The 17,976-nt window shown below is 59.5% G+C and carries 13 protein-coding genes; 6 read left to right on the top strand and 7 right to left on the bottom strand.

Annotation, left to right across the window (positions count from 1 at the left end; all coding sequences use genetic code 11):
* Window positions 1–191: 191 nt before the first annotated feature.
* Together AC1M2K_RS15800 and AC1M2K_RS15805 are read left to right on the top strand one after the other, a co-directional pair.
* Window positions 192–524, top strand: a complete 333-nt coding sequence (locus tag AC1M2K_RS15800) for a hypothetical protein (protein ID WP_480241687.1) — start codon at window positions 192–194, stop codon at window positions 522–524.
* Window positions 518–1,408: a hypothetical protein gene (locus tag AC1M2K_RS15805; RefSeq protein ID WP_480241688.1), complete on the top strand. Its 891-nt coding sequence runs from the start codon at window positions 518–520 to the stop codon at window positions 1,406–1,408. The genes AC1M2K_RS15800 and AC1M2K_RS15805 overlap by 7 nt, the downstream gene beginning before the upstream one ends.
* A gap of 475 nt (window positions 1,409–1,883) precedes the next feature.
* Here the strand turns inward: AC1M2K_RS15805 and AC1M2K_RS15810 are convergent, their stop codons facing one another.
* Window positions 1,884–3,482, bottom strand: coding sequence for an exonuclease domain-containing protein (locus AC1M2K_RS15810; RefSeq protein WP_480241689.1), 1,599 nt, complete (start codon window positions 3,480–3,482; stop codon window positions 1,884–1,886).
* A 208-nt stretch (window positions 3,483–3,690) separates the two neighbouring features.
* Here AC1M2K_RS15810 and AC1M2K_RS15815 point away from each other — a divergent pair, with 208 nt between their 5' ends.
* On the top strand, window positions 3,691–4,182 hold the full coding sequence (locus AC1M2K_RS15815; RefSeq protein ID WP_480241690.1) for an ATP synthase subunit B family protein: 492 nt from the start codon (window positions 3,691–3,693) through the stop codon (window positions 4,180–4,182).
* Window positions 4,183–4,335: 153 nt separating this feature from the next.
* Window positions 4,336–5,163, top strand: coding sequence for a GIY-YIG nuclease family protein (locus tag AC1M2K_RS15820; protein WP_480241691.1), 828 nt, complete (start codon window positions 4,336–4,338; stop codon window positions 5,161–5,163).
* Between the two features lie 234 nt (window positions 5,164–5,397).
* Here AC1M2K_RS15820 and AC1M2K_RS15825 read toward each other — a convergent pair whose 3' ends face one another.
* Window positions 5,398–5,544 (bottom strand): hypothetical protein, encoded by a 147-nt coding sequence (locus AC1M2K_RS15825; protein WP_480241692.1) that lies wholly within the window; start codon window positions 5,542–5,544, stop codon window positions 5,398–5,400.
* A gap of 327 nt (window positions 5,545–5,871) precedes the next feature.
* On the opposite strand from AC1M2K_RS15825, the gene AC1M2K_RS15830 reads away from it, so the two are divergent.
* On the top strand, window positions 5,872–6,414 hold the full coding sequence (locus AC1M2K_RS15830; protein WP_480241693.1) for a DUF1643 domain-containing protein: 543 nt from the start codon (window positions 5,872–5,874) through the stop codon (window positions 6,412–6,414).
* 29 nt (window positions 6,415–6,443) lie between these two features.
* Here AC1M2K_RS15830 and AC1M2K_RS15835 read toward each other — a convergent pair whose 3' ends face one another.
* From AC1M2K_RS15835 to AC1M2K_RS15855, 5 genes are all read right to left on the bottom strand, one after another.
* Window positions 6,444–8,330, bottom strand: coding sequence for a hypothetical protein (locus tag AC1M2K_RS15835; protein WP_480241694.1), 1,887 nt, complete (start codon window positions 8,328–8,330; stop codon window positions 6,444–6,446).
* Window positions 8,331–8,347: 17 nt separating this feature from the next.
* Window positions 8,348–11,116 (bottom strand): sensor histidine kinase, encoded by a 2,769-nt coding sequence (locus tag AC1M2K_RS15840; RefSeq protein ID WP_480241695.1) that lies wholly within the window; start codon window positions 11,114–11,116, stop codon window positions 8,348–8,350.
* Window positions 11,113–12,471 (bottom strand): hypothetical protein, encoded by a 1,359-nt coding sequence (locus AC1M2K_RS15845; RefSeq protein WP_480241696.1) that lies wholly within the window; start codon window positions 12,469–12,471, stop codon window positions 11,113–11,115. Before AC1M2K_RS15845 ends, AC1M2K_RS15840 begins: the two co-directional genes overlap by 4 nt.
* Window positions 12,472–13,081: 610 nt before the next feature.
* Window positions 13,082–16,564, bottom strand: coding sequence for a MobF family relaxase (mobF, locus tag AC1M2K_RS15850; protein WP_480241752.1), 3,483 nt, complete (start codon window positions 16,562–16,564; stop codon window positions 13,082–13,084).
* Between the two features lie 331 nt (window positions 16,565–16,895).
* A complete protein-coding gene (locus AC1M2K_RS15855; RefSeq protein ID WP_480241697.1) occupies window positions 16,896–17,693 on the bottom strand; it encodes a hypothetical protein in 798 nt (265 codons plus the stop codon).
* 102 nt (window positions 17,694–17,795) lie between these two features.
* On the opposite strand from AC1M2K_RS15855, the gene AC1M2K_RS15860 reads away from it, so the two are divergent.
* Window positions 17,796–17,975 carry a hypothetical protein gene (locus AC1M2K_RS15860; protein ID WP_480241698.1) on the top strand — a complete coding sequence of 60 codons (180 nt, stop codon included), beginning with the start codon at window positions 17,796–17,798 and terminating at the stop codon, window positions 17,973–17,975.
* The last annotated feature ends 1 nt before the right edge of the window (window position 17,976 follow it).

Consider the following 17,976-nt stretch of genomic DNA (forward strand, 5'->3'; position numbering starts at 1 on the left):
CAAAAAACGTGACCAATTGCAAAGTTCCACTTTGCCGCCCCGTCGACTCCAGCCCAGGAGGGCTCGATATGTCGACCCTCCTCGTCATCGTGCGGGTGTCGTGGCTTGGTGGCGTACTCGGCCGCCGACCCCGCGGAAGGTGACAGCGACGTGATTGCTGACTCCACACGCCTGCGCGGCACCGAACTGTGATGAGCACCAACAAACTGCGACCCGCGCGCACCCTTCAGCTAGTGCTCGCCTGGGCTGTCGGAGCCATTGGAACTATCACCACGGCCGTCTCCCTGATACCCGCGGTTGCTGGCATTGCCTCGGTGAGCGGCCTGGCATCCCCGGTTTTCACCGTACCGCTGCTGGTCACGGCCCTGATGTATCTTCTCGTCCCTACCCTCATCGCGTTGGCCATCGCCAATACCGCCCGACGATGGTGGCTGTGGCTGGCCATCGCAATAACGGTCATCATCCTGCTGCTCATTGCTCGCCCCGCAGTGGGCTCCCTGGGCGTCTATTGGCTGACATGGTGAATCGCGGCAAGCCGAATGTCGGCGCGGGGGTACCGGAACGCGGCCCGATCGGCTTATCGATGTCGCTCCGTACCATCGGTGTTGTGCTCGGAGTGGTCACCCTGGCACCGCTGTTGAGCGGATGCGATGGGCGGGCAGAGGTCTCTGCCGAGTTGGGTGAGTCCATCCCGGAGATCGCTGAGTTCAGCGAGGTCGCAATGATGGCGGATTTACGAGAGTTCAACGAACCGAGCGCCGACTTGCGTGAACGCTTTGCGTCCTCAGGAGAGGTTTATCGCGTCATCGACTCAACCACCAATCGTGCTCGGATCGCTATCTGGAGGATGGACGTACCCGGCCCCGGACCGGGCCCTTTCAGCCCTGATCCCGAGCGAGGATTCAGCACCGAGGAGTTCGCGGTGGGCACGGCGTGTGCGTTGATAGAGCGCACCGGCGACACGACCACGTCCGCACCGATCGACTGTCCCCACCCCCTTGCGGCGTGGTCGCCAACAACGGAGGTGGATTCATGGACTCGAGACGCGGCAGCTGCCTGGGAGTTGGAGCTCTTCGTTGACAGCCTCCAGGAAGACATTAGATGGCTCCTGTTTCACAACAGCGACGGTAGTCAGCCGCGCCACGAATCGCTCGATGCGGGCGCCGTGGTTGACGTGATCAAGAAATCGCGTTCGTCCTCGGCTGGCACATCCGGAACGGTCGCCGTTGAGGATGTTGCCGTACAGGGCAGCCACATCACGGGCATAGTTCGTATTGCGGCGTCGGCCCCGGAGGAAGTGAACACCACCAAGACGAGCACAGTCACCGCGTGCTTCGTCCTCGACATAGATTTTCAACTGGTAGACCAGTACGGATCGTGGGAGCCGCTGAAAAACCGCAGTTGTTGATCTTCAAGGCTAGGAGCACGAAATCGCTCCTGGGAATTCTCAGGAGCGATTTCTTATCGGGTGGTTTCGCGAACGACCCTTCGGTCGGGCTGAGGATTTGAACCTGCGACCCCTTGTAAGGAAATAACCTAAACTGGGGTTTTACCGAAAATCTCCGAAAACTGGCGGATTCCCTTGTATTTACAGGGAACCGGGCGGTTCGCTGCCTCCAATTGTACTCGGTCGATTCGGGTCAGATGAAGTTCAATGTGATGACTAAATGATGACCATTTGAACCCCTCTTGGCGGCAGTCCCAGCCCTCCAGACGATTCTCCCCGTGCCCGCCGCATGTCATCGAGCATGGCTGTGCTGGCGCTCGATCTGCGGCCTGATTTGCATCACGACGGAGTCACAAACGGGCAGCCATTTTGGGCGTCGATTAGAAAGGTGAGACGGGTGAGAAGCCTTCCACTTGCCATGGGCGGCGATTGCAAGCTAGGCACGCGGCTGGCAGGTGCACCCGAACCCGATGTCTCCAAGGCGCGCTGCACTGACCTTTCCACAGCGGCGGCACCGCGTGTGGTGAGGATCATCCCCGTACGAGGGAGCTGTCAAAGGGCCAAGGTAGTCGAAACCCTGTTCTTCGATGAACGATTTGGCTTCCTCGTAAAGCACCGGCGTTAGGTCGGCCCACTCCCCCTGCATTCGGCGGCTGTCCGCTGCCCAGCTACGCCAGAAACACGCACGGCAGGTTAGCTCTCCCCAACCATTCTTCTCCAACGTGTAGTTAAAGCGATAGTGCGCCTCAACGCTGCACGTCCGGCACTCGGTTAACTGCCAATCATCAGCGTGCGTGAACGACTCCAACGGACGCAACCCACCCTTGCGCTGAATGTCTTCTATGTGGCCGGCGCACCACGTCGGTTTAGTCCGGGTCTTGAATGCTGCCATGGCTCCGCAACCGTCGATCGAACAGGTCTGATCGGTCGGGACGGGGACCCGTCGAAGCGGCTTGGGCGGTCTAACGACCTGCGGTTGAGCTGCCAGCTGTGAGGCGCGCTCAGTAAGCGGTAGTCCTCGCAGACGACTTGGTACTTCGGTGTTTGAGTGGGAGCCCGCATCCGGCTGATCGTCACTGCAATCAACAAGAACCTCGGCACCATCAAGCATGTTGCCGTCGAGGCAGCGCAGGAAGTCATCCTCCGTCATCACCTCAATCTTTTGACCCTTGTCCTGCAATCCAAATGCCTTGCGCGCCTTGCCCGTAAGATTCGAGCCAGGACGCAACACAGCCGGGTTCATGTCGCCGACAACGAGGACATTCGTTCGCTTCGTCGTGTCGTTCTGGGGGATCGCACCAACCTTGGCGCACTCCTGTCGGGCAGTATCGCGAGTCATCGACATCAGAGTGCCCGTAAACACGACAACTCGTCCGTACAGATATCCGCCCGGATCCGCTTCAGCATTGACTTCAATCGGGGTGAAGCTACGGCCGCTAGACGAAGCCGCGGTACTCCCCCGGTAGATGCCGCTACCCATTCGCCCGACACCCACACCGACCGAAGCGGCAAGCTCCTCGAGGTCGGCAACCCCCTGCTTGGCCGCGAGCCGCGCGACAATCTCGACGACCGCGTTCGCGTCCGCAAGAGCATCGTGGTGATCATCCAGCAAAAAGCCTAGCGACTCGGCCACGAATGGCAACCGGTAAGTGGGCAGAGCCAGAGCACGTCGGGCCATGACGAGCGTGCATAGGAAGTTCATCTCCGGCCACTCGATACCGTCCAGTGCGCAGGCGTACCGGATTACACCGGTGTCGAAGCCGGCGTTGTGAGCCACAACGACATCGTCACCGATGAAACTGACGATGTGCGGGAGGATGTCTTTCCACCAAGGGGCGTCCGCCACCATGTCGGCGGTGATTCCATGAATGGCAATATTCCAGGCGTCAAACCAGTCAGCGCCCTCGGGCGGGCGAATCAACCAGTGGCGTTCGTCTACGGCCTGGCCATCACGGACACGGACGAGGCCGACCGAGCAGGGTGATCCTCTGTAAGAGTTAGCTGTTTCGAAATCGATCGCAGTGTAGTCGAGCATTCAGTTACACCAGCGACTGTTCAATCATGCATTTGCCTGGCATACGTGCTCCTTCGCGCTCACTGTGGTCAAGACGCAGTCTAGGGCGGTGGCCAGCCGAGCCCAGCCCGCACTGCCGGGGCTAAGTGGGCGCTCCGCAGTTCGGAACGCTCACACGCCGTCGACTTCCAGCCGCTACCATTTGGCCAAGGGCCAAGAATGGGGATCAATGACTGAGAGCAATGACGGCAGCGACGCAGCGGCGAAGCGTGAACCCGAGTGGGTGGAACCTTCGCCCGAAAAAGCGGAAGAACTGCTGAAAAATCCGGGAAAGCTCGCAGGCATGATCCGTGACCACCCGGAGATGCTTCAGAATCTTGCCTCGGGATACCGGGCGATGCGGGAAGGGTTCAGCGAGTTCCTTACCGCCAACGACCGCGGCGCGGACCGAGTGAAGGATACGGCCGACAAGGTCATCGGCTCAATTCAAAGCGAACTGGACCGCGATGGCCTCAGTCCCGATGAGCGATACCGCCTCATCGAAGCTGAGGAACGGATACTCGGGCAGGTGCGCGGCAACGAAAAAGAGGTGCGCGAGGCCAACGAGCGCTCCTTCGCGAAGATTGCAGCCATCACTACATCGGTTGCGGTCGGGGCAGTCGTTCTCGGGTACCTCGTCAAAGAGGGCAAACTGCCCCCGCTGAATCCTCCAACGATCTGAAACGATGTCACTGATGCACGGTGGGAGGCTTCGGGGCTGGCCCGGCACGGACATATACTCGGCTCGTCTCTAACGACGAAGGTCTTGTCTTGGCGTCGGCGATCTGGGTCGGCCTCATGTCGCCCATGCGCGTGGCAGCGTTAGCATCTCATTATGGATCCGATCTTGCTCGCAACGCTGCTCCCGCCAGACTTCGATCCGATCCAGTGCAAGCTTCACTGCGCGGTCTATAACGGTAAGGCATTTCCGATCGACGTCCTCGGTAACGACCCGGACGAATGGCAGCGGTGGAACACGTGGCGCAATGTCAACGACGACTTCAACCGACAGTTCATTTTCTCGCTCGCGCAGGACCGAAATGACCCGACCCTCTGGCTGTTTGGTGGGATCTGGGAAGTCGTAGGACGCCGTCCCGAGCCACGGCAACACTCCTACGACGTCGTTCTTCGGAAGGACCTTATGGGTCCTTTGATCAAAAGACTTTATGTACGCTTAGCACTCGCGGGTCGCAACCGCCGCCGGAACATGGAAGCGTGTCTAAACGACATGACTGTTTGGATGATTACCGAGGAGCCATTCCACGGTGACCCATTCCCGGGGCACGACCGCATCAATCACTCACTAGCCGAGATCCAGGCGATAGTGAAGCAAGGGCGCCCTGACTGGCGGATCGCCTTGGAGCATATGAAGGGCGTCTACGTCATCCATGACGAGGCCACCGGCGAACCCTACGTTGGCTCGGCGTATGGCGACACAGGGATCTGGCAACGCTGGTCCCACTACGCCCTCACGCTCCATGGTGACAACGTCGGGTTGAAGGCCCACCTCGCCGCGAAGGGCGAGGACCACTTCCGAAAGACGATGCGGTTCGCTCTACTGGAGTTTTGGTCGATGCGTACTGACGACCAGCACGTAATTGACCGTGAGACCTATTGGAAAAGAGTCCTGCTATCCAGGTCGCTAGGCCACAACAGGAACTAAAATCTGCGCGACTTTGAGTCGTGAGGGTAACTCTTCCCGGGAATCCCTTTGAGGAACGATTCGAACCTGGGGGTGAGCCCATCACTGTCCTGATCGTGGAAGAGTCACTGCATGGTGAAACCGATAGCTGAACTCACGGAAGCGGAAGCTCGTCGCGGAACACACGTCATAGCTCGACGAATTCACGGCAATGCCTGTTACGAAAGCTGGGACCTAGTCGTTCACGCGTTCGTTTCAGCCCAGCCACTCGCGACGGACGTCTTCGATGGCGCCTCCGGTGAGGTTGACCGTGCGCTGCTCAAGATGCAGCTGGAAGTAGTGCTGGGACGCGTGGGCGTGATCCTTCGCGATGACAATGCCGACTCGGCGGACACTGCCCACTTTCGTGTTCGTCCAAAGGTCGACACCATCACGGGGCGGCTGATTCGTACAACCTCCCAGCGTGCTGTCAATCAGCGGGCGGCGTTTTCATCGCCAGCCGCCTCGCAGTGGCCATTCCTCAGGCGTTCGATTGAATCAACGTCTTGCGGGCATTCTGCCGACTGTAGAGGGTCGGGCAACATGAATCGTCGGGATGGTCTCGTTTTCAGGGATACGGGAATCCTCGTGGCCACCTTGTCGGGACGAGTCGTATCTGCGCGGAGCTGGCCTATCCCTCACGCTTGTACCAAGCCGCCACCCCTTCCCGGATTCCTCTAGCCTTCAAGAATGAGAATCACAGGACAAATTTCGTGTCCACGTCAACCGCGGGGACCCGAACCTAAGGATGACTCACGCACTTTGGGGGCAATTCTCCTCAATCCGTCCGTGGGTTCCGGTCGAGCGACCCATCGGCACCTGGAGGTTGCGCGAGGTGTTCTTGGTCATTCTCAGTACAGGATCGCAAACCTTTTTCCCCTGGCCACGCGCTCGAGCGGCGAGATAAGTGAAGCCGGCGCAGTTTGGGACGCATGGCTTCCGGCCCGAGAGTCTTTGCGATCAACCGTTGTGGAGTGTGACGCTGTTCTGCTGGCGTGGGGTGTAGCGGCGCTGGCAGGTCCAGCGAACAAGCATCGGCTCCGTCAGCAGTCCTGGGTACTCGAGCAGTTACGGCTGACGAATGTAAGTGAGGTCTGGCTCACAGGCGGTGAGGCGCGACATCCTTCACGCTGGCACCAATTTGTGAGTGACAAGTGGGAGCGCACCGATGGTGGAGCCTTCGAAGAACGCCTGGCCCAGGTCTTGCGTCCGGTCCCACTCCGCAACCTGTAAGGCAGAGCTTCTTACGTCTATCTCTTAAGTCACGGTTTGAAGAGGTCTGCTAGCAAGCCAGGTCGGGCTTGGTGTTGCGAGGCTAGGACCAACAAGGCCCCCGCGTCATCAGTGATCAGTCGGCTCGTGCGTTCTATCTTCGCTTCAATCGTTCCCGATGTCAGATTAATTTGCCCGGCGACGTCACCAGTCGCGCAGCCCGCACCGAGAAGTTGTGAAAAGAGAACTTTCTGAAGGCGAGTCCTGTCGCTATCCTCCATCTCCGATGGGAGAACTCCGTCGAGTTCTTGAGCCTCGCGGACCTTGGCTGCACCCCATTTGTGAATCGCGGCGGCGCGAAGAGCCCAACCACCAGCTAGACCGCTGGTGAGCTGTTCCTCTTCGGGGATGAAGGACCGACCGTCATCGCTTATTACACACGCGTCGAGGAGTTCGGGAGCGACGTAGATCTTCTTTGTTAGGTCAACGACCCACTCCCTATCTGACTCCTCCTCGAACATTCCAATCGAAACGTACTTCTGGGTAACCCCGTATTCAGACTCGTAATCGAGTTCTTCGATCTCGAGGTCTGAATCCGCTGCCGGCGCGGTCCCAGACTTTTTCTGTTTCGGTAATGGCGGTCGCGGCTTCATTTCAGCAAGCGCGAAAGCGGTGGGCGAGTTAGATCGTGTGCCCTTCGAACGCACCATCAGATCACAAGCTTGAACCAGCAGAATGAAAGTTCTCGAAACGTCTGTTGAGTCCCGGATCGTGAATATATCGCCCGCCTCGAGCGGGAGCCGAGCAGTCCGCAAATGCTCAGCTGTCTCGAAGCGATCATTCCAACGAACTTTTGACAGCGTCGGATGTTGCGGCAGGTTTGCTGAGATCTTTTTCAAACCTGCCGCCCGCAAGGCAGCGTAGGTCTGGTCATCGCCGCCTGACCGCAGCTGTACGTCAAAGGCACGCTTGATGACCCCTCGGAGGAGGCGGATGAGACCTTCGGTCTCTAGGTCCCCCTCGTGGATGGAAGCTTCGACCGCAGCCATGAGCGAATAATTGCTGAGATCTTCTAAAAAATCGCTAGCCTGCGCCGAAGCAATGGTGAGCGCGCCACCAATCTGCATGCGCAACGCATGAATGTCCGTCGTGTATACGAACACGCGCAGCGCCTCAGCGAACTCAGGGATGGCACCTACCTTATTTTTACCCATCACTGACACCGGAATGCCTACTTCACCGCGAAGCCTGTCTGCTATCTGCATCTCTTCGACGGGCGATGCGGCATCGTGAGTTAGCAGACCGAAATACACGTTCGGTAGGTTTCGTTGTGGCATCTCCTTCAGCAGGTCCTCCCCGCCGGTTGGCCCGCCAAACTTTCCGAGATCACGGTCGAAAAATACGAGTGTCGGTGCGAAGCCCGCATCGAATAGCGTGTCCTTCTGAGAATCCCACTCCGTCACCTTGAGCGGGCGGTACTCGAAATCTCTTCCCAGTGCCTTTCGCAGATCGATGATCGCGCGAGCATCTTCTGCAATTTCGTCGTGGTCTGGAATGGGCGTGGTCAGAGCAGTCAAAGTCTTCTCCGCCAGCAGTGTGGCCCGGTATTCGGTCTCGAGCTCAGCCCACGTGTCCCGCAACCACCCCTTCATCTCCTCATTTGTCATTTCATCCTCCTGCGGCGGAAGATCCAGGAAACCGCCGGCTGAGGTTGATAGCAGACGAATAGCTTGCCGCATTCGAGGAACAGCAGCGATTAGGCCGGCCAACTCCTCCTCCAAGTCGGCTGTGTCAAAATCGTCGTCAACGAATATCACACGCTCGATGTTGAGCGTCTTCAGAACATCGCAAACTAGCCGTTGTTCAGCCGCGACCTTGGCTGCAGCCTTTGCCGCTGCCTTCACTGCCATCCTGGCGGCGGCCTCGGCGCCGGTCATCCGATCCATTGAATCCCCTAAACCAATGCTGCCGAAAAATCGAGTCTGAATTCATTTAGCCGCCCAGCCGAGTTCCTTGTGGGCGTGACCTCCGCCTGAACTCCCTCGGCTTCCAGGAGTTGCTGAACGACGAAGAGACCAAGGCCACGCCCGCGATTTGACGGCTTCCGGGTGACGAAAGGATCGAATAAGGAATGTTCGACTGACGGGTCAATGCCCGGCCCACTGTCCGACACAAATACGTAAGGGCTGGCGATTCTTATAGTTATCTCGCCTGTTTCCGCCCTCCCAGCATCGAGTTGATCTTCGATCCAGTACTGGCTATTGAGAAACAGATTGTCCAACACCTGAGAGATCTTGCCCTGACTCACTCGTGCGCGGAAATCCTTGTCCACTTCGACTCGCACGACGATTGGTCGATCCTTCAGCCGTGTCTGGAAGTAGTCGGCGGAGTCTTTGATAAGGCTTGCCACTGACAACTTGTCCCGGCGGTCCCGCACGTAGCGCAGGGACGTGTCGAGGTGTGAGACCTGCTGGGTGAGTGAACGCGATGCTGACTGGACGTGTTCGACATAGGTTTCCAGCCGTTCGTCGGCTCGATTGGCCGACAGGTACTTCGAGATTTGGGTGCTGCGTGCCCGAAGCCTCCCGGTGATATTGAGAATCTCATGAGCGACGGTTTCGGCAGTTATTCCAAGCGAAACCAGTTCCCAAACTTCCCGAATCTGCGCCTGTGTCTGCTCCATCTGTTCTACGAGCAGAGATAACGTCGCGCGTCGACTTTGCACTTGGGCCGCGTTGAGTTCAACCTGAGCGAGCGCTGCCTCGATCTTCCTGAACGCTTCCGTAGCGTTCCGGACGGCTTTGTCGTTGAGCTCAAGAACATCGGGATCGACGAATAGTTGCTCACGCAGCAATCGGTTTTGTTCCGTGAGCGATGCCATAGCAGTTTTGGAGGAGTCCATCACTGCTCGCGCTTGCACCACTTCCGCGGATACTGCCTGCATGTTTTCGAATTGGACGTCTACCTGCGCCGCGAGCTCTTGAGGGGAAGCGTTTGGCAGAATACCTTCTGTCGCTCCAATAACGTTCGATCGGTACTCGTTGTATCCGGTCCGAATAACGGACTGAGCATCTTCGGTAGAACGCAACCAGACACCCATTAGATTTGTGAAGTTGCGGAATGCTGGAGTGTCTTTGAAGGCTTCGCGGTCCGTTTTCTCCTCCATCGCGGCGTTGAATTCAGCGGTGAGGTCCACATGCCCGATGACGTTCTCAGGTCGCAATGTGTACCACGATTTCGCTCCGGACCACTGACTAGCAAGTCTGAGCCAGTCGCCCCCGACCGGGATGCCGAAACCATCCCGATAGGCCCTGATGCCGTTCATCGCACTCACGAAACTGCGATATTCGGCGGTGCTAGAGAAAACGTCAGTTGGGTCCGTCCTTAGCTGGACGAAATCCACACCGGCGGTGAACGGGCCGGGATCGACCGCGGCCGATTCTATTCCGTTTATCTGCTGTGATTCGGAACGCTCAATCTGAGGAAGTCTGTCGAGCACGATGCTATTCCTCACAAAAAGAAAATGCTTGTCGTCTCCCATTTCGATGCCGACGTCCGCGCACTTTCCCGGTTTACTGCTCAACAACCAACTAGCAAAGGCAAAGCCGTTGTCCGCTGCGATCAACCGGTCCCAATGACCGATTTCGGCCTGATTCTGTGGTGGTTTCAGATAGGAGGTACTTATGCGGCCATCTATATTCAGAACGCCCACGTCATAACTCAGTGAGTAACGTATAGAAGCTTTGTCAAGAACTGCCTGCGAAAGTTCCCTCAGATCAATTGTGTGCTCGTTAATTGTCAACGTTACGTCGAATCCGCGATTCGAATCGTATGGAGAAATCATTGTTACGAGCTGGCCCTCAAGAGCGAACGCGTCGGTTCGTAACCACGCCTCAGGATCATAGATACCGCGTATCTCTAACGAGGTCCCTCCGGGGAACGGCGTACTGATTTCCTCGATTGGAATTCGGACATCGTTGAGTGTTGCCGCTGCTTCGAAGTCGTCCCAGAATATTGCCGTTCGGAGGATAGCGCCGTCGGAACCATTCGTGCCCCCTGCAGAGTTCACGCGCGCGAGAGGATCTGTGTCCTCTCGTGGTGATGTGATTTCAGGCCGCCATTGGGTCGTCATTGTGAGCGTTCTACCTAGGCGCTGCGCGCCGAGACGCCCGAGCCCTTTGTCGCCCAAGGGCGTTCGCTTGTGTCGTGCGGTTTTCTCGCCTCGCGCTTTCATCCCGCGCTTTCTACTCGCGGAAACCGTGAGCCACCCATCGCGAATGTCCGTCAACGTCATTCCTGTGCCGCGATCCGACACCACTATCCGTCCGCGGATGGGCTCGGGCAATTCGGCCAGCTCGGCCCGCAGTTGCGAAACTGCGTCTGCGTCATTCACAAGAGGATCGCCATCATGGCTGCGAGCCTCGATTTTTGCGATCGCATCAGTCAGAAGCTGCGCCTTAGCAAGCAACTCGTATGCCCGCTCTTCATCGATTTCGTCTCCCGAACGCATCTCGGTCCACACGTCGGGTTGAATGCGCACCCGGGCCGTTGGGGAGTCAGCGTCGTAGGCATTCTTGATCAACTCGACCAATGCCTGAACATCGTTAGTTATGAGGTCCTCGCCGAGCTTGAAAAGCACCGACGGGTGGACCGTGATAACAAACTCGTCGTTGAGCTTTGCTTCCTGAACGGCGACCGTATCGCCGAGATTCTCCTGCCTCATTCGGGGTGAACCGAATGTTTCTGCATCACTAGAACCTGCTCGGTGGCCATAGTCACACCTTCGCTATTTCGCCCAGCCATCCGCTTGCGGCCCAGCGGGAGACGTCGTTGTATTGTCGTCACCTCGGTGTGGCCGAGGGATTCCAGGATTTCTCGCGTCACCGCTACAAGCGGCATCTCTTCTCGCCCGACTCGACGTTCACCGAGAGTCCAAAAGCTAAATGCGCCGTCTCGAAGACGGTCGGACGACCGTTGCAGCGCAATCGAATAATCCTGCGTGAACGCGAGCACTTTTTGCCGAAGCTGCCGCCGGTCATCGAGTTTCGCAATGAAGGCCCCAAGGCTCGGAGTGATCTGTTCGAGATTCGCTCTGAAGCTATCGGCTTTGACAAGGGAGCCGCCCAAACTCATGGAGTCGATCTTTGCGGTGTTCGAGAGGAAATCTTCATCAAAAGAGCCAACTAGGTCGTTGTGATCGATCCACCGCAAGGGAAGATAGCTGTGCTGCCCATAAGGGACTGTGGTTCTATTGTCCCCATACGGCGGCGAGGTCATGAGTGCGTCGGCGAGCCGAGGGGCTCCCCAGGGGTCGATGACGTTACCGCGCAGCATTGTCGCAACTGGCTCAGTGGCATCCTTGCGATCGGCCCGGAGAGCGATACGGTTCCAGTGCTCCGCAGCCCTGACCGTATTAGCTTGCCCGACAGCGATGAATACCTTTAGGGCTTCGGGACGGCGCTCCTCAAGGACCTCCGGGGCGTAGACGTGCAGCTTGAAAGTAGAGGTTCGAGAATTCGATACGTGCCGAATCGTTTCGGCCAGACATACCCACAAGAATCGTCTTACAGAGATGTCTGTTTCTTGCTGAATAGCGCGCCTAATTCTGCTCAACTCGCGGGTGACAGGAGGAGTGAACCATTTAGTCCGATTGGGAAAGTCATGATCCCTGTGGGAGTGATCTGCCAAGGCACGTTCCGTGACTTCGGCTACTGCTCGAGTTGCGACCGACTCCACAGGTGGGCGTGATTTGACGTGGCTCAATAGGACGGCCATTGGGTTGATATCGCTGCCGTGAAAATCGAAGCCCTTGTACAAAGACTCGAGCATGACCGTGCCCGATCCCATAAACGGATCGTAGATCAAGCGAGCGGATAAGTCCGATGCCGCAAGGTCGTCAAGAAGAGCGCCCTGCAGCTCGGGCACCATCATGGCTGGGTACTGGAAGAAACCGTGTCCGCCTGCGCGGATTGGAGTACCGGAGAAGTCCCAGTAATCTGGGAAGCCCTCAGTGCGCTGGTTGAGGCGCCGCAGCAAGTTCTCGCTCGGAGGCATGGTTTTTTCGGCACCGCTAGCCAATGATGCTTCCTTCCCCGTTGCAACAGGTCTGAGCCTATACCGTGTAGGCCTGGGCCAGTTCGAACTAAGCATCGGGTCGCTCGATTGATATCAGGTCCCAGAGGCGATCGTGGTAGAGCGTTTGCAATATCCGTACGCGCTCTGTTTTCTCTGATCTATCACGGTCTGGAAGAGGTTGACTGTCCCCCGAAACCGCGAACACGATCCGCAAGTCGACATCAATGGTCGCCCGGGCCGGACGGTTTTCGTGCCCGATAGCCCGACCCTGTGCAAACGGAGGCCGCCCGCGACGCCACGAAAGCTTCATCCTGGGGAAAGGCGTGGGGGTTCAGAATGAGGGCGTCGTCGCGGCGGAACACCAACTTAGAACGAATTCGACTCCGACGAGTGGCTCAGTGGTTATTGAAGTCCCGTTTGACCCGCCCGAACAGATTCCCGCGTGCCTCATACGGCCGGAGCGATTACTAGTTCCATCCCGGAAACGACTCCCCGATTCCAGGTGGGCTACTACTAGCCGAAATCGCACGCGTTCGTGCACCTCGGCAGATCGAGCGTCAGACGATATTGAGTGAGCAGCTTTACGACCCGGGCGACGGGCCGGTAACTCCGACTAGAACCGGATGCCGGCAGACCGAACTCCCGACTGAACCATATTCTGTGGTGCCTCGAAGGGGTGGTCCTTTTTCGCTAGCTGCTGTGCTTTGCGGAGGGCGGCCCGAGCACGGGCGGCGTCGACTTGCTGGGCCATAGATTGAGGTGGACCGAGGGCCCTCGCACTGACGATGCCATAACGGTCCCGATACGCCGCGACGGTGCAGGCGCATTGTCGCCATTCGGCTGCAGCGGACCCGCGTGGTGTGGGCCCCAACGCCCGAGTCCACGGGGCCCTGGCGTGCAAGGCTGCGTCGAGAACGGCACGCGCTCGAGCTTCCATCAGGTCGCTGCGCTCATCGAGAGCGCGCCGCATGTTGGGTTCCATCGGCCCCAACGCCGATGGGATGAGCCCGACCACCATGGCAGGTTCGCGCCCGGGACGACCGGCACGGGTGTCTCGCGCTATCGCCGAAGCGATCCGGCTGTGCAGGGCGGCCGCGACGTCGTGGGCGTCGTCGAACCCGCGGGCCGCAACGCTCCGAATGAGGAGGCTCCTGACACTGAGGTGGTGGGCCTCGGCTCGGCGGAGCTCGGCCGTCAGGGCCCCGAACGCGTCCGAATGGACGGCGTCATCGGCCTGGGTTCGAGTAAGCCCGGAGTTTCGCAGTGCCGAAGCCCACCTCTCACGCTGCGCCACCGCCGCGATGGTTTCGTACTCTGCCGCGAGTTGCGCGATCGATCCCCAGGCATCCTGCTCCGCCGCGATCGTCTCGTGAGCAGACAATTCGGCACCAGCGTGCTGGAGTACGCCGTAGAGGACACTGCGAGCTGTCGAGTCGGTGTCAGTGCCCGGGCGAGGTCCACCGTCTGCGACATCCGGCTGATCGACGGCCACGTAAGCCGTATTCGCCTCGCGGCCGCGCGTCATAGCGACGTAGAAATTCTCCCTCGTCGTGCTCCGGGCGACGACGACGTGCGCCGTGTCCGTGGTAATCCCTTGCGCCCTGTGAGAGGTGACCGCGTAGCCGAGTTCGACGTGGCGCTTCAAGTACTCGGCAGGGAGCAACACAGCGCTCCCCCACCGCCGGCCGTGCCGTCGCACTTCGACCGAGCCGTTCCGGCGCACGTCGATCACGGTCCAACGGTCACCGTTACGCACCCAGGACCCGGCCGCACGGAGCTGACGATCGTTGCGGCGCGTGATGATCGTGTCACCGACAGCCGCGCGGGTTCCATCATGCAGGGCGACTTCATGGAGAGCTTTGACCATGCCCTCCACAATCAGTTCTGTGCGGGCGCGCTTGTTCAGCGACGCCACCGCCTCGTTCGAGTCGCTGATCAGAACCGTTCGTTTGCCCGCTCGAGTGTCCACACGCCAAGCCTCGTATGCGGCATCCGCCATTGCCTCAGTGCTACCTTCGCGGATGCGGTCGTGCGTCATGTATTGATCGACGGACTCGGGGTCGCCCTGACGCAGCCCGAGGGAGGCCGTCTTCTCCCACTCTTCGGAGAAGCGGTACACGTCGACCAGCTCTGGCGCGTCAGCCCGATTGTGGACCAGTAGCGAGAACGCCCCACCCGCATCGACCGACTGCAGCTGGGCGTAATCGCCAACCAGAAGAACCTTTGCGCTGGCGCTTGCGGCGAGTGCGGTGACTCTGTCCAGGGACAGCGTTCCTGCCAGCGATGCCTCATCGATGATCACCAGTTGACCCGAGCGGAACGTGGTCCCGTGAACGAGGTGGTTCTGCCACCATTTGGCCAGGTTCTCGGTCGGGATGCCGAGATCCTCCCCCAAAACCTGTGCCGCAGCCGCCGAGGGGGCAAGCCCGACAACCGAGCCCGCACCATGTACCGCCTCCCAGACCAGACGGAGCGTGTGCATCGCGGTGGTCTTGCCAGCACCGGCCGGACCCACGAGGACATCGATGACGCGTCCGGAGCCGGCGATCTTCGCAATCGCTCTGCGCTGATCGTCGGCGAGCACTCCGTCACCCGGCATCTGCGTCCGGGAAACCGAACGCAAGGTTGCTAGTTCGACTCTTGGTCCTTTCTCATCGGCCGCGCGTTCGAGCAGGCGGGCCTCGGCGTCGAGCAACTCCGACGACGTGAACACGATGGAGTGCTTCGGCTGAAAGACCGACGTCCCATCGTCCCGCTGGAATGCCTCCGGACTCGACGCAATCTCCGGGGGCGTGATCCTCAGCGATGCTCGTTCGGCGGCACTGACGACAAGGCCGAGGACGGCTTCACGATCGGATGTCGACACGAATCGGAGATGCATTGTCTGGCGCGCGGCTTCCGCCACGAGGTTCCAATGCCGCCATGTGGACCGCTTCTCGCTAACCGCCGTCATGACGCCTAGTCCCAGCGATTGGACGGTTTCGGGCGGCACATCCTCTGCGCGTACAACCAGCGCCGGAGAGTTGGCGGATGCGGCGCTCGTCCACGTCGTCGCATCCTGTCCCAACACAAGCTCCGCGCGTGCACGCCATTCTCCGGTGAGTTCTTTGAGTGAGCGCACGTGCTTGGCGGGTCGTGTGGACAGCGTGGCCTGTGCGCGCAACTTCATGATGGTGGCAGGCCCGGGACGACGACCGTGCCTTGTCACGTACATTGCGATCAATGCGTCGGTTTCGACATCGATGTGTCGCGACCTAGTCGAGAATTCTGCGACCAGCGCCTCGGAAACGAAGGTGATTGCCCATGCGGGGTGGCGGTCTCTCCCTCGCTCCCTCATCTCCCAGCGCACGCCGAGCGCTCGGGTGAGCTCGTCTGCGAACAGGGTCTCGTGCAGTTCGGACAGTGCAACCACAGCCGCGTGCATCGGCCGGCCGTCGAGGGAGCGCCACTTACCGTCTAGCAACGTCTGCACCTTGTTGCTGATCACCACGTGTGTGTGCAGGTGAGGGTCACCGGCCCGGCTGTCGAAATGGTCGAACGCCGTGGCGATTAGACCGGTCACATCGCCTTGCGCAACGGCTGCATTGTGCGCGGTGGTTCCCGTCCGCGTCGCCGCGATCTCGCGCTCCATGAATGCGACGACCTCGGCGACTGCCGCATGGTGCGCGTGCACAATCTGCGACTGTGTCGCTGCGTCTGCCACGCCCCAGAGGATACTCGCCGACTTCGGAATCGAGAAGGTGAAGTCGTACCCGGCAACCGCCCGCCGCCGGGTAGCAGTCTGCTGAGCGCTGCCGGGCGGGGCAGGATCAGCTTGCCTTTGGTATTCGGGATAGGCGCGACCGAGCGGTGCCCCATCGACCGGGTCTCGCCCCAGCCCGATCAGTCTCTGCAGCTGCGCCTCCGTGACCTCGGCGCCCTCAAGGATGCGACCCGAGCCGAGGCCCGGCAGACCGCTTCCGATCCATCGACCCGGCGGCGTGCCCTTCGCACCGTAGTAACGGGTCAACGGCGTGGACAGCGGACGCTGACCGTCACCAGCAGCAACAGTGCGCAGCAAGTACTTGTAGCCATCGCCGGCGCTCATCACCCGCATCGACACAGTCACCGGGACACCTCCCATATTGCTCAGAAGGTGTGCCGCCTCGATCTGCAAGAGGCGTGGCAATTCGAACTTAGGGTTGGAGGCAGGCTTCGAGGCAGTCACGAGGATGACGTTTCGTAGGCGGGCTGACGTCGTAGAGCCCGGGCAGCGCTGAAGGTTCGAGCGCTACTGTCCGTTGAGAATAGAGTTTCCGTGACATTGTGGGGGCTGGCGACGAAAGCCGGCAGCGCGCAAGTCCGCTGTTCCTTGACAGAGCGTTTCCATCCAAGAGGCATCCAAAAGACGATTCTCCTCCAACGTCCCGCGAACGTTTGGCGGCGCTCTAGAGTTCCTCGTTTAGCGCTCGTTCCGCGCCCTCCAGGATCTTTCTCAGAACGGCGGTTCCCTTCTTGGTTGTCGCAGCCACTTCCTCCGGAGTGGCGTAGCTCTTCACCGTCCAGCCGTCCGCGCGCGACCAATGCGCGGCGTTGGTGCCGTACTCGATAACTAGCCAGAGGTCTGTCAAAGGCTCTATTTCGGCTGGGTCGCCGACCTGTATAGACCCGCCGTCCATGAGTGCGGAGAGCACCCCAAAGGGCACTTTGGATTCGTGTAGTCGAAGCGCGAGATGCAACTCCTCATATCCAGACCGCGTTAGTTTGGTCACGTTCTCTTCCCACCATAGTTCGGCTTGCATCTGGGCAACCCAAGCGTTGAGTGTCGCGAAGTCGGTGTCAACAACCCCACCCATGGCCTCCGGTAATAGGTCAACGCGACCACCCCGAGTGGTTGTGGGCCCGAAGTGGCTAAGCGTCAGATCGTTGCGCTCGTACCAGTCCCACGCGGGAAACCCCCTGAACTCTCGTTCGAGAGCATCGACGTTCCAGATGTTCCTCTGGTCGGCCAGGGCAATGAGCGTCGGCACGTATTGCTGGATCGCCTTCCACTGCACTCCAGGAGCGGGGTACCGAAGCGTCCACCAGTACGGTGTCGATGGCACGAGTAGCTCGGACGGGACCGATTGCATCTGGATTGCTGAACGCTCGCCGACGGTCGTGAACTCCACGGCTGCTACTCGGCCATCGGGGTAGCGGATCTCCGCATCATGCATGCCGTTCCGCGAACCGTCGTCGACATGCACGACAGGCGCACCTAGGCAGCGCTGGAGAACGGTCCGTAGGAATTGCTCGTATTGCCTCTCTGGCATGGCCCGATTCTCGCACGAAGCCGTAAGGTTCGAGTTATGAGCATTTCCGACAACCAAGGCGCGTCCGCTCCCGAGTTCGACTATGCGCCCTTCCCTGAGCCGTTCCCTGAAGACTCTACGTTCAGTCCGATCACGTCCGACGACCGTAAAGAGTGGCGCAAGGCCAAAGCGAAGTGGGAAGCCACACACGGCGTCCCGCCCAAGAGCGAGGACTAAC

This window comes from Mycetocola sp. Y171 (genome assembly GCF_056713165.1).